We start from the raw sequence: 13,197 nt of genomic DNA, 5'->3' as shown, positions 1-13,197 counted from the left end.
CGTATCGGCCTGCCGGGCGAAGGCCGCGATGAGGAGCAGGCTCGCCCGCGCGTTCACGGCGACGTGCCGGTCGAAGCTCTCCGCCGTCGTGTCCAGCACGCCGGACTCGACGTCGTGCGCGTGGCTGAGGACGAGCGCGGAGATCGGGCCGTGCGCCTCCGCGACCTCGGCGATCAGGCGCTCCGGCCCGTCGGCGGTGGAGAGGTCGGCGGGGTGATCGGCGTCGTCGAGGTCGCTGGTGACGACGGTCCAGCCGTCGGCACGGAGCCGCGGGACGATACCCGCGGCGATGCTGTTCGCGCGCGCGGCGCCGGTGACGAGAGCGAGGGGCATGCCCTCACGCTAGCGGGCAGCCCGTCGCGGGTGCGAAAAGGTGCCCCGATCGCTCCCGTCAGGCGCGATTCTCATCCCTGCCGAGGGGAGAGCGGGTCAGGCGAGGGCGGCGATCGCGTCGCGGAGGATGCCGTCGGCCGCGGCCAGCGCCTCAGCGGCGGTCTCGGCGGAGGCGCCCGTCGCGAGCAGGAGCAGCGCGAGCTTGACGGAACCGTCCGCGGCCTGCAGCGCGGCGGACGCGGCGTCGACGTCCACATCCGCGAGCTGCGACACCGTGCGGATCGAGCGCGCGTGCAGCTTCTCGTTCGTGGCCAGCAGGTCGACCATGACCCCGCGGTACGTCTTGCCGAGCTTGATCATCGAGAGCGTCGTCAGCATGTTCACGACGAGCTTCTGCGCCGTGCCGGACTTCAGCCGCGTGGAGCCCGAGATGAACTCCGGCCCCGTGACGACCTCGATCGCGATGTCGGCCTCCGCGCCGATCGCCGACCCCGCGTTCGAGGCGATCGCCACCGTGAGGGCGCCGAGGCCCCGGGCGTACCGCAGCCCGCCGATGACGTAGGGCGTACGGCCGGATGCCGAGATGCCCACCACCGTGTCCCGCTCGGTGAGGTCGAGGTCGCGCAGGGCGAGGGCCGCGGCCTCATCATCGTCCTCCGCGTTCTCCACCGCCGAGCGGATGGCCGTCTCCCCGCCGGCGATGAGTCCGACCACCATCGACGGGTCGGTGCCGAAGGTGGGCGGGCACTCGCTCGCGTCGAGCACGCCGATGCGACCTGCCGTGCCCGCACCGATGTAGATGAGGCGACCGCCGCGTCGGAAGCGCTCCGTGATGCCGTCCACCGCCGCCGCGATCTCCGGCGTGCGACCGGCCACGGCCTCGGGCACGCGACGGTCCTCGGCGTTCATGCGCTCGACGAGCTCAGTGGTGCTCAGCAGGTCGAGATCGCCCCGCTCGGTGGACGAGGCCTCGGTGTCCAGGCCCGCGAGCTCGGCGAGAAGGGTGGTCAGACGGGGGTCATTCGGCACGGTGCACGAACCTTTCATGGGGGAGGTCGAGGCGACGGGTCAGCAGCAGGGCCCCGTCCATGGCGCCGCCTCGCGCGGGGACGACCCGACGGCCGCTCCCTTCGAGCGCGCGTGCGAGGGCGGCGCGGAATCCGTCGTGGTCGGTGAGGCCGCCGTGCAGTGCGACGTCCGCGGTCGGCCCGGCGGCCGCAGCGGTCGTCGCAGCGAGGAGCCGGACGGCCTCCTCGACGATCCCGCGGGCGACGGGGTCGTCGTCTGCGGCGGCGGCGAGCACGAGGGGCGCGAGGGTCGCGAGGCGGCGGGCGAGAGCTCCGTCGGCGGCGAGCCAGGCCTGCACGGCCGAGGGCGGGCCGACGGGGGCGGCGAGCGCCGTGGTGAGAGCGGTGGGCGCGGCCAGCCCGTCGTGGGCACGGAGCACGGCGCGCAACGCCTCGCGGCCGAGCCAGGATCCGCTGCCGAAGTCGCCCAGCTCGGGACCCCAGCCGTCGACCAGACGCGCACCGGAAGGGTCGACGCCCAGCGCCACGGCTCCGGTGCCGGCGATGAGCAGCACGCCGGCCGCGCCGTCGAGAGCGCCCGCATGGGCGGTGACCACGTCCGACGCCACGGCCACGCGCGCTCCGGTCCGTGCGGCGAGCGCGGCGGCGAGTTCCGCGGCCGCCTCCGGGGCGAACCAGGCGCCGGCCGCCCCCACGCCGAGCGTGTCGATGCGCTCGACACCGTCGAGCAGCGGGAGAATCGCGGTGAGCGCCGCCTCCACTCCGCCCGCCGCGGCGAGGCCCGGCGCTCCGATCCCGGAGCGCTCCCCGGCCGTCGCGCCGTGCACGACGAGGCGGCAGCGGGACTTGCCGAGGTCGACGGTGGCGGTCGTCTCGCTCATCGGCACTCCTCGGATCCGGCGGAAAGAAAGAAAAGCGACTACACAACACGTAGACTCGCTGAAAAGAATTTACCATCCCGTTCCGCCGTTCCGGAGGATACCGTGAGCATCCAGTCCACGATCGAAGCCGCCGCTGCGACCCTGCCCCCGTCGCTGGCGCGCGTCGCGGCCGCCGTGCGGGAGAACCCGACCCTCGTGATCGACAAGACGATCAGCGAGCTCGCCGAGGAGTGCCGCACCTCGGTCGCCTCCGTCGTGCGGTTCTGCCGCGCGATCGGCTTCACCGGATACGCGCCGCTGCGGATGGCCCTGGCCACCGAGCTCGGCAAGGAGGCCGCGCAGTTCTCCGCCCGCGGCGCCTACGGCTCGGAGATCTCCGACGAGGACTCTCTGGAGGAGGCGGTCTCCAAGCTCGCGGCCCTGGAGCTCCTCGCCATCGAGGAGACCGTCGGCCAGCTCGACTTCGCTGTGCTGGCGGCGGCTGTCGCGGCCATCGACGGCGCCGACCGGATCCTGCTCTACGGCATCGGCGCCAGTCAGTTCGTCGCGGAGGACCTCGCGCACAAGCTCCTCCGCGTCGGCCGCAACGCCCACGTCCTCGCCGACCCCCACGAGGCGATCGCCGCCGCGGTCCTGCCCGTCAGGACCACCGTCGCCATCGGGTTCTCGCACGCGGGGTCGACGATCGAGACGGTGCGGTTCCTCGAAGCCGCCGTCGCCAACGGTGCGACGACCGTCGCCGTCACCTCCGTGAAGGACTCCCCTCTCGCCCAGGTCGCCGACCACGCCCTGTTCACCGAGGTGCGCGAGTCGACCTTCCGTGCCGGGGCGATGGTGAGCCGGATCGCGCAGCTCGCCCTCGTGGACTGCCTGTTCATCGGCGTCGCCAAGCGGCGGTACGCCGAGACCGTCGACGCCCTGCAGCGCACGCGTCAGGCGACGCGCCTCCTCCGCGACTGACGTCGCCGCCGAGCGCCGGTGCGTCAGCGGACCGCGGCATCGGGAGCGGTCAGGGCGTCGGCCCGCGGCGCGTGACCGCCCATCGTCCCCGCCGTGCGCAGGAACACGATGATCCAGCTGAAGATCAGCACGGCCGCGATGAGCTCGACCGCCGTGAGGTTGTAGTAGCCGACAGCGAAGAACGCCCCGAGCAGCACGATGACCAGCACGTACGTCCAGCCGAGGCCGACGAAGACGCGCGGGATGCTGCGCACGAACCACGGCAGACCGACGACGACCACCGCGAACACCACCACCATGCCCGTCGCGACGGTGTTGTGCAGACCGAAGCACTCGTCGACGGGGAAGATCCCGACGCACGCGAGGAAGATGCCCATCAGGATGAGCCCGCCGCGCACGATGGTCCGGCCACGGCGGTCGACCGGGTCGTCGACAGGCAGCCCCGCCGTCGCATAGCGCGAGATGGTCGTCACCATGATCCCCGCGATGACGAGGGTCACGTTGAAGGCCACCGAGGCGCTGTTGCTGCTCATGCCCAGCGCCGACAGATTGTCGCGCCACCAGTGCACGTCACTGGAGGCCAGCATCGCCGCGAACGCCCCGACGACGAGGAACACCGCCAGGACCAGCGACAGCACGGTCGGCGTCAGAGCGACGGCGCTGAGGAAGGCGACGTAGCCCGTGAGCGCGAACGCCACGGCGACCAGGATCGCTCCGGGGAACGCGAAGACGGGGGCGTCCACGAAGCTCTGATCCAGCAGCTGCGCGATCCCCAACCAGCCGAGGTAGGCGATCGCGGCGTGCGCGAAGGCGATGGCGGCGAGGTCGTACCAGCGCAGGCGGTCGCCGGGTACCGCGAATCCGTCCCTGGCGCGGGTGGGGTCGGGCTCCGGAACCCGCACAGCGAGCCGCCCCAGGGCGAAGGCGAGCGCCGCCGCGATCGCGCCGCCGTAGGCCGCGAACATACCGATCGAGCCGGTGCCGCTGATCGAGAGCTCCCGCCCCCAGAACACCGGCAACGCCCCGAGGAACCCGACGAGGAGGAACGCCGCACCGACGATCAGCGCCGTCGCCTCGAACACCGCGTCGGAGGTGGCGGGTCCGCGCACCTGGCGGAGCACCTGCCGGATCCGCTGCGTCACCGTCGACATCATCCCGCCGTTCACGGACCACATCCTAGACGGCACCCCCGCAGGATCGTCGCCGGTGGTAGCATCACGGAACGGATCGTATACAACGTCGTCGTTCCCACCAGCCCGAGGTGATCAGTCATGAACGGTGCCCTCACCACCCCCGCCGAATCGGTGTCCACGCTCGTCGCGCGCAACATCAGCGAGTTCCGCGCCGCCGTCTCCGAGTCGTTCGTCCCGCTGCAGGTGTCCACCGCGGGCGCCGACCAGTTCCGCGGCGTGATCCGCGGCGCCGCCGTCGACGAGGTGCACGTCAACGACATCCGCGCGACCTCGCACGTCGTCGAGCGCACCACCGAGCTCATCGCCCGCGGGGACCGCTCGTACTTCAAGGTGAGCCTGATGCTCGCCGGGACGGGCCTGCTCATCCAGGACGACCGCGAGGCCGTGCTGCAGCCCGGCGACCTCGCCGTCTACGACACCGATCGGCCGTACTCCCTCGTCTTCGACCAGGACTTCCGCACCATGGTCGTCATGTTCCCGAAGCACCTGATCAGCCTCCCGCCGGACATGATCGGGCAGCTCACGGCCGTCCGCATCTCGGGTCAGGAAGGGCTCGGCGGCATGGTCGTGCCGTACCTGACGCAGCTCGCCGGCAACCTCGATGAACTCGCCGGCACGACGGGAGCCCGGCTCGCGCACAGCGCCCTCGACCTCGTGACCACCGTCTTCACGCGGGAGCTCGGTCTCGACCAGGTCTCCGCCGACCCGCACCGTGCCCTCATGCAGCGGATCCGCTCGCACATCGACCGCAACCTCGCCTCCACGGACCTCGGACCGGCCTCCATCGCCGCCGCGCACTTCATCTCCACCCGCCACCTGCACGGACTGTTCCAGGAGCAGGGGGTGACCGTGTCGACGTGGATCCGCACCCGCCGCCTGGAGCAGTGCCGTCGCGACCTCCTCGACCCGATGCTCGCCGACCGCCCCGTCGCCGCCATCGCCGCCCGCTGGGGCTTCGTCGACGCGGCGCATTTCAGCCGCGCCTTCAAGACCGCCTTCGGCGTCTCCCCCAGCGAGTACCGCGCCACCCACTGACCCTGTTGTTCCCATTCTCCCCGTCGCGCGCGGGATTAAAACCGCCCCGCCAGCGCTCGCCCCGCGCTCGTTCCTGATCCCGCACCTCCACCCCCGCCCCTGTGCGGGATCAAGAACGCACCTCACTCCCGTCGGGCAGGGGCACTTTCGATCCCGCACCGACGAGCGGCACGCCGTGCGCGGGAGGACACGACTCCCGCGCCCCAGAGGGCACCGCGCCCGCGTGCGGGATCAGGAACGCACCCCACACGCGTCCGGCAGGGGCGGTTTCCGTCCCGCGCCGGGGCGGCCGCAGGCGGGACGCCCGTGCGGGATCAGGAAGGCACCCCACTCGCGTCCGGCAGGGGCGGTTTTGATCCCGCACGGGGGCCAGGGGCGGATCCAGGGACGGAACCGCGGGGACGGAGCTGCGCGGGGACGGGGCTTGCCCGGGAGGGCACGCCGGTTGACTCTCGGTGCGGGATGGACTCCGCGCGCTTGAGGGGTCCCCCGGTGCGGCCGGAGCATGAGGCAAGCGCATCGCGACGACGCGGTGCCCGGGGCGACGAGGCCCCGCCGTGTGCGACGTCAGGACCCTCATGACCGACATCTCCGCCGACCCCGCTCTGGACGAATGGCGCACGTACGACGAGTTCGCCGCGGGCATCGACACGTTCCGCCTGCCGAACACGATGCTCGCCGGAACCGCACTCACGCTCACCCTCGACGACGACACCACGCTCGCGCTGAGCTTCGACGAGGACTCCGTGGTCTGGGAGGGCCTGGGCTCCTCCGGTCGCGACCCGTACGACGCCGTCCGCGTCCGTGACGACGTCGTCTTCGTGAACATCCCCTTCGAGACCCGCGAGCGCGAAGCCCTCACCGTCGTGTTCTCCACCACGACCCACCGCGCCACCGTCATCCGCTCCCGCATCGCCGCCGAGGCCGTCGAGGGCACCCCGCAGGTGGGGCAGGACTTCTGGGCCGCGACCACTGACGCCGGACCCGCGACCGGCGAGGTCCCCGGTCCGAGCCGTGACCTCATCGGCAAGCGGAACATCTACCGCTACAGCCCCCACCACCTGTACGAGCACGTCTACGTCTCCAGCCAGCGCTACGCGTGGCAGTGCCTGGAGGGCGTCCAGCGCGGTCACGGCGACATGGACCTCTCCACGGTGTGGAAGTTCGCGGACGGCCTCTACCTGTTCTGCTTCCGCGAGTTCCGGATCGCGGTGGCGAGCGTCTGGCTCCACGACCTCGGCTACCAGCTCATGACGACGGGGATCTTCCTCGGACTCAACGGCGACGGCGAGTCGGAGCACTCCCGCGCCGGCGGACACATCTACCCGCTGGGCGCCGTCGCCTACCCCGACGCACAGCCCGCCTGACCCTTCGACCCTTCGACCCTTCGACCCTTCGACAGGCTCAGGGACCCAGACGGGCTCAGGGACCCAGACGGGCGCAGCGACCCACCACGGAAAGAGAGCACATGAGCAACGCAGACCTGATCCGCGACCACTACGCCGCCAACGACCGCGGCGACCTGGACGGCATGCTCGCGCCCTTCGCGGCCGACATCGAATGGACCGAGTCCGCCGGATTCCCCTACGCCGGAACGTACATCGGCCCGGACGCGGTCGCCGAGAACGTCTTCGGCCGCATCCAGGAGGAGTGGGACGACTACACCGTCGCGATCGACGAGGTCGTCGACGGCGGCGACGTCGTGGTCGGCATCGGCACCTACTCCGGCACCTACAAGCGCACCGGTCGGTTCTTCGCCGCCCGGGTGGCCCACGTCTGGCGCGTGGCGGGCGGCGAGATCGTCGCCTTCGAGCAGTTCACCGACACGGAGCTCGTGAACCGCGCCCTGCGCGCGCCGTCGACGAGCACCGACACCCAGCCTTCGAGCTGACAGCACGACCCGAACAGGAGAGGCAGGAAGCACATGAACAGACGAGCATCCGGCGCCGCGGCGATCATCGCCGTGGCCGCCCTCGCTCTCGCCGGCTGCGCCGGCGGCGACGGAGCCGGGGGCGACGGTGCCCCCATCGTCGTCGGCTCCGTGAACACGATCAGCGGCCCGGCGACGTTCCCGGAGGCCTCGCAGGCGGCTGCCGCCGTCTTCGACGCGTTCAACGAGGAGGGCGGCCTGGACGGCCGCACGATCGAGTACAAGATGCTCGACGACAAGGGCGACCCGGCCACGGCCACCGCCTCGGCGCGGGAGATCGTGGGCAGCGACGAAGCCGTCGCACTCGTGGGCTCCGCGAGCCTCATCGAGTGCGAGATCAACGCGAAATACTACGAGCAGGAGGGCATCCTCTCGGTGCCCGGCATCGGCGTCGACACGGGCTGCTTCGACAGCGAGAACATCTCGCCGGCCAACGTCGGTCCGTTCAACGACATGACCCTCACCCTGCAGTACGGCTCCGAGGTGCTCGGACTCGACGACATCTGCATCCTGCTGGAGATCGCCGGCTCCACTCGCCCGACCTACCAGGCCGCGATCGACAAATGGACCGAGATCACGGGCAAGGAGCCGAAGTACGTCGACGACACCGTGCCGTACGGCGCCTCCGACTACACGCCCTACATCGTCAAGGCGCGGGACCAGGGCTGCAAGGCCCTCGCGATCAACCCGGTCGAGCCCGACGCGATCGGACAGGTCAAGGCCGCGAACGCGCAGGGCTGGGACGACGTGACCTGGCTCTACCTCACGAGCGTCTACAGCGAGAACTTCGCCGACGCGATCGACGATGCGGGCGCCGGCATCTACGTTCCTGCCGAGTTCTACCCGTTCACGGACGACAGCGACATCAACGCGGACTGGCGGACGCTGATGGAGGAGAACGACATCCCCCTCACCTCGTTCAGCCAGGGTGGCTACCTCGCGGCGACGTACTTCATCGAGGTGCTGAAGAGCATCGACGGCGACATCACCCGGGAGAGCGTCTCCGAGGCGCTGAAGGGCATGGACCCGATCGAGAACCCGATGGTGGGCACGCCCTACGCCTTCGGCACGCAGAACACCGCGGGCTGGCCGATCATCCTGAAGTCGGGCACGAACGCCTGGGAAAAGGTCGCCGACGACTGGCTGCGGATCGGCGAATAGTCCCCGCGCTTCGACAGGCTCAGCGACCCACGCCGGGTCCCCGCGCTTCGACAGGCTCAGCGACCCACGCCGGGTCCCCGCGCTTCGACAGGCTCAGCGACCCACGCCGGGTCCCCGCGCTTCGACAGGCTCAGCGACCCACGCCGGGTCCCCGCGCTTCGACAGGCTCAGCGACCCACTCCGGGTCCCTGAGCCTGTCGAAGGCCCTCACCAGAAAGGACGCCTGATGCTCCAAGGCGCCATCGCCGGACTCGCCGCCGGCGGCCTCTACGCCGTCCTCGGCGTCTGCCTCACCCTCATGTCACGCCTCGTGCGCGTCGTGAACTTCGCCCAGGCCGCGACCGGCATGTTCGGCGCGTTCACCGCCGTGTGGTTCGTGCGCGAGATCGGACTGCCCATCTGGCTCGGCTCGATCCTCGGCGTCCTCGTCGCAGGCCTGCTCGCCGCGGCCATCGGCTTCATCGCCGCGACGTGGCTGTCGGAGACCTCGACGACGACCCGCTCCGCCATGACGGTCGGCCCGCTCCTGCTGCTCATCTCGCTGTCGTTCATCCTGTTCGGCAACAAGCCGCAGCCGTTCACCCCGATCATCGCCGGCCCGCGTTCTCCTTCGGCGGCGTGGTCATCAGCCAGGTCACCGTCGCGACGGTGGCGATGGCCGTCGTCACCGCCGTCGCCGTCCGCATCGTGCTGCGCCGCACCAGGGTCGGCACCCAGCTGCGCGCGCTGTCGGAGCGGCCGACCACGGCGGAGCTGCTCGGCATCCGCTCCCGGCCGCTGTCGATCGCCGTCTGGTTCGTCACCGGGATCATCAGCGCCATCGCGATCATCATCGTCGCGCCCTCCCAGTCGAACGACGCCACGAGCCTGTCCATGCTCATCGTCCCCGCTGCGGCGGCCGCGCTCCTGGGCGGCTTCCGCCGGCTCGACCTCGCCGTCGTCGGCGGGCTGCTCCTCGGCGTCCTCGGCGGACTCGTCGCGCAGATCGACGAAGTGGCGCTCGTGCGCAACTTCCTGCCGTTCCTGTTCATCGTCGTCCTGCTGCTCTGGACGCAACGCAAGGAGGTGTGGGATGCCGCTCGCTGACCGCCCCTGGTTCCGGATCACCTGGCCGTTCGCCGTCGCCGTCGTCGGCATCGGCGTGGGCGCGCTCCTCAGCGCCGCCCTTCCCGGCTACTTCGTCTTCCTCGCGATCAGCGCCGTCACGGCCGCGATCGCGATCCTCGGCCTGGGCATCGTCACCGGATCGGCCGGGATGATCGCCCTGTGCCAGCTCACCTTCGCCGCGGTCGGGGCGTGGATCGTCTCCCTGCTGAACGTGATGCAGGCGCCCGGCGGCTTCCTCGTCTGGCTCGCGCTCGGCGGTGTAGCGGCCGGTCTCGTCGGCATCCTCGTCGGCCTCCCCGCCCTGCGGCTGCGTGGCGTGAACCTCGCCGTCGTGACGCTCGGATTCGCGGCCGCGGCGGACGTCACGCTCGTGCAGATCCAGTTCCCCGGCTCCGCGGACGGCATCGCGATCGAGCGGCCCGCGCTGTTCGGCAGTGACCGGGAGTTCTTCTTCCTCTCCATCGTCGTGCTCGCCGTCTGCGGCCTGGCGGTGTTCTTCCTGCAGCGCGGACGCTGGGGCGCCAGCTGGAAGGCCGTCGCATTCTCCGAGCGGGGCACGGCCGCGGCCGGGCAGAGCGTGCGCACCGCGAAGCTCACGGCGTTCGCGGTGTCGGCGGCCCTCGGCGGCGTCTCCGGCGGGCTGCTCGCCGGACAGGTGCAGCTCCCCTTCGCCTCGAGCTTCACACCACTGCAGTCCCTCGCCCTGTACGTGCTGGCGATCATGTCCGGCGCGCACCTCATCGACATGGCCATCTTCGGCGGACTGCTCTGGGTGCTCGTGCCGGAGCTGCTCAAGCGCTGGGGCGTGCCGCAGGACTGGGGCTTCGTGGTGTTCGGCGTGCTGGGCGTCCAGGCCCTCACGAGCGGCACGAACCTCGGCCAGGGCATCCGCAACCTCCTGTACCGGCGGGCCGACCGGCGCACGGCCACCGCGGAGCTCACGGCGCTCCCGCCGGACGCGGGAACCGATGCGACGGCGATCACCACGACCACGACGGCCACCGTCGACGAGGCCGCCCTCGACGGCGCCCCGGTGCTCACGGTCGACGGGCTGACCGTGCAGTTCGGGGCGCTCAAGGCCCTCGACGACGTCTCGTTCACCGTGCCCGCCGCCTCGATCATGGGGCTCATCGGTCCGAACGGTGCCGGGAAGTCGACCTTCGTCGACGCCATCAGCGGGTTCCTCCCCCAGCACGAGGGCCGCGTGCTCCTCGGCGACCGCGACCTCGCCGGGCTCTCCCCCACCCGGCGCGCCCGCCTCGGACTGCGACGGACCTTCCAGCAGGACCGCGTCCCGCCGGCGCTCACGGTGGGCGGCTATGTGCGCTTCGTGGCCCGGCGGCGCCTCGCCGCGGCGGACATCGACGAGGTCCTCGCGTTCTTCGGGTGCCCGCCGGCCCGGGCGCGCCTCTCGAGCGTCGACGTCGGCACCCGGCGGCTCGTGGAGGTCGCGGCGAACGTCGCCGCCCGCCCGCGCCTGCTCATCCTCGACGAACCCGCCGCCGGCCTCTCCCACGAGGAGCATCTGGCGCTCGCGGCTCGCCTCCGCGAGCTCCCCGGGCGCTACGGTGTGGCCCTCATCATCATCGAGCACGATCTGGACCTCGTCCGCTCGGTGTGCCCGACCCTCACGGTCCTCGACTTCGGCCGCGTCCTGGCGAGCGGCCCGCAGGCCGAGGTCCTCGCGAACCCCGACGTCGTCAAGGCGTACATGGGAGAGACGGAGCTGCTGAAATGAGCGAACTGGTGCTCGACGGGGTGACGGTGAGCCGCGGCGCCGGGCCGGTCATCTCGGACGTCTCGCTGCGGGTGACAGGCGGCGAGGTCCTGGCGCTGGTCGGCCCGAACGGCGCCGGCAAGACGAGTCTGATCGAGGCGGTGTCCGGCGTGACACCGCACTCGGCCGGGTCGATCCTCCTCGACGGGGAGCCGATCGACCGGCTCTCCCGGGTGACGCGAGCCCGGCGCGGCATCGTGCACATCGAGCAGGGGCGGGCCGTGTTCCCGTCGCTGACCGTGCGCGAGAACCTCTCCATCACGGCACGCACCGCCGGGGAGATCGAGGCCGTGCTGGCGCAGTTCCCGGAGCTCGAGAAGCGCATCGACTCCCCCACGGCGCTGCTGTCGGGTGGGGAGCAGCAGATGGTGGTGCTGGCACGGGCGTTCGCGGCGAAACCCCGGGTGCTGCTCATCGACGAGATGTCCCTGGGCCTCGCGCCGGTGGTGTTCTTGCGTCTGATGCCGATCGTGTCGTCGATCGCGGAGTCCGGGGTGGCGGTGCTGCTGGTGGAGCAGTTCACGCAGCTCGCGCTCGGTCTCGCGCAGGAGGCGGTGGTCGTCGCCGGCGGCCGCGTGTCGTTCCAGGGCGCCCCGCAGGCCCTCCAAGACGACCCCGCCCTCCTCCACCGCGCCTACCTGGGGGGCTGACTTCCCCGTCGACCCACCCCGTTGCGTTCCTCCCGGCCCCGTGCGTACGTGCGCAGGGGGCCGGGGCGCGCGAAAGGGGGTGGGTCGGCGGCGTGGGGGTTAGCCTGAGGGAGTGACCGAGATCCTCCACGCCCGCGCCGCCCTCCTCGACATGGACGGGACCCTCGTCGACTCGACCGCCGTCGTGGAGCGCCTCTGGCTCGCCTGGGCGGAGCCGCACGGGATCGATCCGAAGACCGTGCTCCGCACTGTCCACGGGCGGCAGGGACATCAGAGCATGGCGATCCTGCTCCCCGAGCGCGACCACGCGATCAACCTCCGCGAGAACGAGGTCATGCTCGCGACCGAGGCCTCCGACGTGGACGGTGTGATCGGCATCCCGGGTGCCGAGGACCTGCTCGCCGCGCTGCAGCCGTTCCCGCACGCCGTGGTCACCTCGGCCAACGTCGCCCTCATGACCGCGCGGATGGGCCAGGCCGGGCTCACGGTCCCCGGGCTCGCCGTCACGGCGGAGAACGTCTCCGCCTCGAAGCCCGATCCGGAGGGCTTCCTCCTCGCCGCCCGCACGCTCGGCATCGACCCCGCGGACTGCGTCGTGTTCGAGGACTCCGGCGCCGGGATCCAGGCCGCCCACGCCGCGGGCATGCGCGTGATCGGCATCGGCCCGCACGCCGCAGCCCACGCCCCGACCGCGCACGTCGACGACCTCACGCACGTCGCCGTGGTCGCGACCGACGACGGCTTCGAGCTCCGCATCGACTGAGGCGCGGGGCCGGAACCGCCGCTCGACCCTGACCCCGCGCTACATCCCGGCGTGGTCGAAGGCGATGGTCGGCACGTCGACCACGTGCGAACCGCCGTCCGCCACGATCACGGCGCCGGTGATGTACGACGACTCCCCCGACCCGAGGAAGCGGACGACCGAGGCGATCTCGGCGGGACGCGCGGGGCGGCGCAGCGGCACATCGGCGGTGACCGTCGCGTACCCCTCCTCCCGGGAGCCGAGGCCGGCATGCGCGGCGAACTCGTCCATCTCCTCGTCGGCCATCGGCGTCTGCACCCCATCCGGGGCAGATCGCGTTGACGCGGACGCCGTGGCGCCCGTAGTCGCGCGCGAGCGTCCGCGTGAGGCCGATGAGCGC

14 protein-coding genes and 1 pseudogene are annotated in these 13,197 nt (G+C 71.6%); 10 read left to right on the top strand and 5 right to left on the bottom strand.

Going from position 1 to position 13,197, the window contains the following annotated elements:
* From AB1285_RS19670 to AB1285_RS19660, 3 genes are all read right to left on the bottom strand, one after another.
* On the bottom strand, nucleotides 1–333 hold a 333-nt coding region (locus AB1285_RS19670; RefSeq protein ID WP_429977700.1), incomplete at its 3' end, for an SDR family oxidoreductase.
* A gap of 96 nt (nucleotides 334–429) precedes the next feature.
* The gene (gene murQ, locus AB1285_RS19665; protein ID WP_366236422.1) at nucleotides 430–1,362 is read right to left on the bottom strand and encodes an N-acetylmuramic acid 6-phosphate etherase; all 933 of its coding nucleotides are present in this window, start codon (nucleotides 1,360–1,362) and stop codon (nucleotides 430–432) included.
* Nucleotides 1,352–2,242: an N-acetylglucosamine kinase gene (locus tag AB1285_RS19660; protein ID WP_366236421.1), complete on the bottom strand. Its 891-nt coding sequence runs from the start codon at nucleotides 2,240–2,242 to the stop codon at nucleotides 1,352–1,354. The genes murQ and AB1285_RS19660 overlap by 11 nt, the downstream gene beginning before the upstream one ends.
* Nucleotides 2,243–2,344: 102 nt before the next feature.
* Between AB1285_RS19660 and AB1285_RS19655 the strand changes: the two genes are divergently transcribed.
* Nucleotides 2,345–3,202: a MurR/RpiR family transcriptional regulator gene (locus AB1285_RS19655; RefSeq protein ID WP_280566649.1), complete on the top strand. Its 858-nt coding sequence runs from the start codon at nucleotides 2,345–2,347 to the stop codon at nucleotides 3,200–3,202.
* A 23-nt stretch (nucleotides 3,203–3,225) separates the two neighbouring features.
* On the opposite strand, the gene AB1285_RS19650 is transcribed toward AB1285_RS19655, so the two are convergent.
* Nucleotides 3,226–4,368 carry a DUF998 domain-containing protein gene (locus AB1285_RS19650; protein ID WP_429977699.1) on the bottom strand — a complete coding sequence of 381 codons (1,143 nt, stop codon included), beginning with the start codon at nucleotides 4,366–4,368 and terminating at the stop codon, nucleotides 3,226–3,228.
* Between the two features lie 105 nt (nucleotides 4,369–4,473).
* Between AB1285_RS19650 and AB1285_RS19645 the strand changes: the two genes are divergently transcribed.
* The 9 genes and pseudogenes from AB1285_RS19645 to AB1285_RS19605 all read left to right on the top strand — a co-directional run bounded on the left by AB1285_RS19645 (nucleotide 4,474) and on the right by AB1285_RS19605 (nucleotide 12,818).
* Entirely contained in the window at nucleotides 4,474–5,430 is a 957-nt protein-coding gene (locus AB1285_RS19645; protein WP_187663531.1) for a helix-turn-helix domain-containing protein, read from the top strand.
* Nucleotides 5,431–6,008: 578 nt separating this feature from the next.
* Nucleotides 6,009–6,797: a MoaF C-terminal domain-containing protein gene (locus tag AB1285_RS19640; RefSeq protein ID WP_292794760.1), complete on the top strand. Its 789-nt coding sequence runs from the start codon at nucleotides 6,009–6,011 to the stop codon at nucleotides 6,795–6,797.
* A gap of 101 nt (nucleotides 6,798–6,898) precedes the next feature.
* Nucleotides 6,899–7,321, top strand: coding sequence for a nuclear transport factor 2 family protein (locus AB1285_RS19635; protein ID WP_292794758.1), 423 nt, complete (start codon nucleotides 6,899–6,901; stop codon nucleotides 7,319–7,321).
* Between the two features lie 33 nt (nucleotides 7,322–7,354).
* Nucleotides 7,355–8,521 (top strand): ABC transporter substrate-binding protein, encoded by a 1,167-nt coding sequence (locus tag AB1285_RS19630; RefSeq protein ID WP_292794756.1) that lies wholly within the window; start codon nucleotides 7,355–7,357, stop codon nucleotides 8,519–8,521.
* Between the two features lie 226 nt (nucleotides 8,522–8,747).
* Nucleotides 8,748–9,059: pseudogene (locus AB1285_RS19625) on the top strand (ABC transporter permease subunit); the annotation flags it as partial.
* Between the two features lie 80 nt (nucleotides 9,060–9,139).
* On the top strand, nucleotides 9,140–9,607 hold the full coding sequence (locus AB1285_RS19620; RefSeq protein ID WP_429977701.1) for an ABC transporter permease subunit: 468 nt from the start codon (nucleotides 9,140–9,142) through the stop codon (nucleotides 9,605–9,607).
* On the top strand, nucleotides 9,594–11,366 hold the full coding sequence (locus tag AB1285_RS19615) for an ABC transporter permease subunit (RefSeq protein WP_292795865.1): 1,773 nt from the start codon (nucleotides 9,594–9,596) through the stop codon (nucleotides 11,364–11,366). Before AB1285_RS19620 ends, AB1285_RS19615 begins: the two co-directional genes overlap by 14 nt.
* Nucleotides 11,363–12,055: an ABC transporter ATP-binding protein gene (locus tag AB1285_RS19610; RefSeq protein WP_292795862.1), complete on the top strand. Its 693-nt coding sequence runs from the start codon at nucleotides 11,363–11,365 to the stop codon at nucleotides 12,053–12,055. Before AB1285_RS19615 ends, AB1285_RS19610 begins: the two co-directional genes overlap by 4 nt.
* 112 nt (nucleotides 12,056–12,167) lie before the next feature.
* Nucleotides 12,168–12,818 (top strand): HAD-IA family hydrolase, encoded by a 651-nt coding sequence (locus AB1285_RS19605; RefSeq protein WP_292795859.1) that lies wholly within the window; start codon nucleotides 12,168–12,170, stop codon nucleotides 12,816–12,818.
* Nucleotides 12,819–12,857: 39 nt separating this feature from the next.
* Here the strand turns inward: AB1285_RS19605 and AB1285_RS19600 are convergent, their stop codons facing one another.
* Nucleotides 12,858–13,115, bottom strand: coding sequence for an SDR family oxidoreductase (locus AB1285_RS19600; RefSeq protein ID WP_429977698.1), 258 nt, complete (start codon nucleotides 13,113–13,115; stop codon nucleotides 12,858–12,860).
* Between the last annotated feature and the right edge of the window lie 82 nt (nucleotides 13,116–13,197).

The sequence above is a fragment of the Microbacterium sp. NRRL B-14842 genome (genome assembly GCF_050470785.1).
The sequence above is the reverse complement of the archived record's forward strand: the minus strand, read 5'-3'. Positions and strand labels throughout refer to the sequence as shown.

Bases quoted from the DNA above. Each gene is read 5' to 3' on its own strand.
- AB1285_RS19640 (WP_292794760.1), top strand. From the start codon at position 6,009: ATGACCGACATCTCCGCCGACCCCGCTCTGGACGAATGGCGCACGTAC.
- AB1285_RS19610 (WP_292795862.1), top strand. From the start codon at position 11,363: ATGAGCGAACTGGTGCTCGACGGGGTGACGGTGAGCCGCGGCGCCGGG.
- AB1285_RS19630 (WP_292794756.1), top strand. From the start codon at position 7,355: ATGAACAGACGAGCATCCGGCGCCGCGGCGATCATCGCCGTGGCCGCC.
- AB1285_RS19660 (WP_366236421.1), bottom strand. From the start codon at position 2,242: ATGAGCGAGACGACCGCCACCGTCGACCTCGGCAAGTCCCGCTGCCGC.
- AB1285_RS19615 (WP_292795865.1), top strand. From the start codon at position 9,594: ATGCCGCTCGCTGACCGCCCCTGGTTCCGGATCACCTGGCCGTTCGCC.
- AB1285_RS19645 (WP_187663531.1), top strand. From the start codon at position 4,474: ATGAACGGTGCCCTCACCACCCCCGCCGAATCGGTGTCCACGCTCGTC.
- AB1285_RS19635 (WP_292794758.1), top strand. From the start codon at position 6,899: ATGAGCAACGCAGACCTGATCCGCGACCACTACGCCGCCAACGACCGC.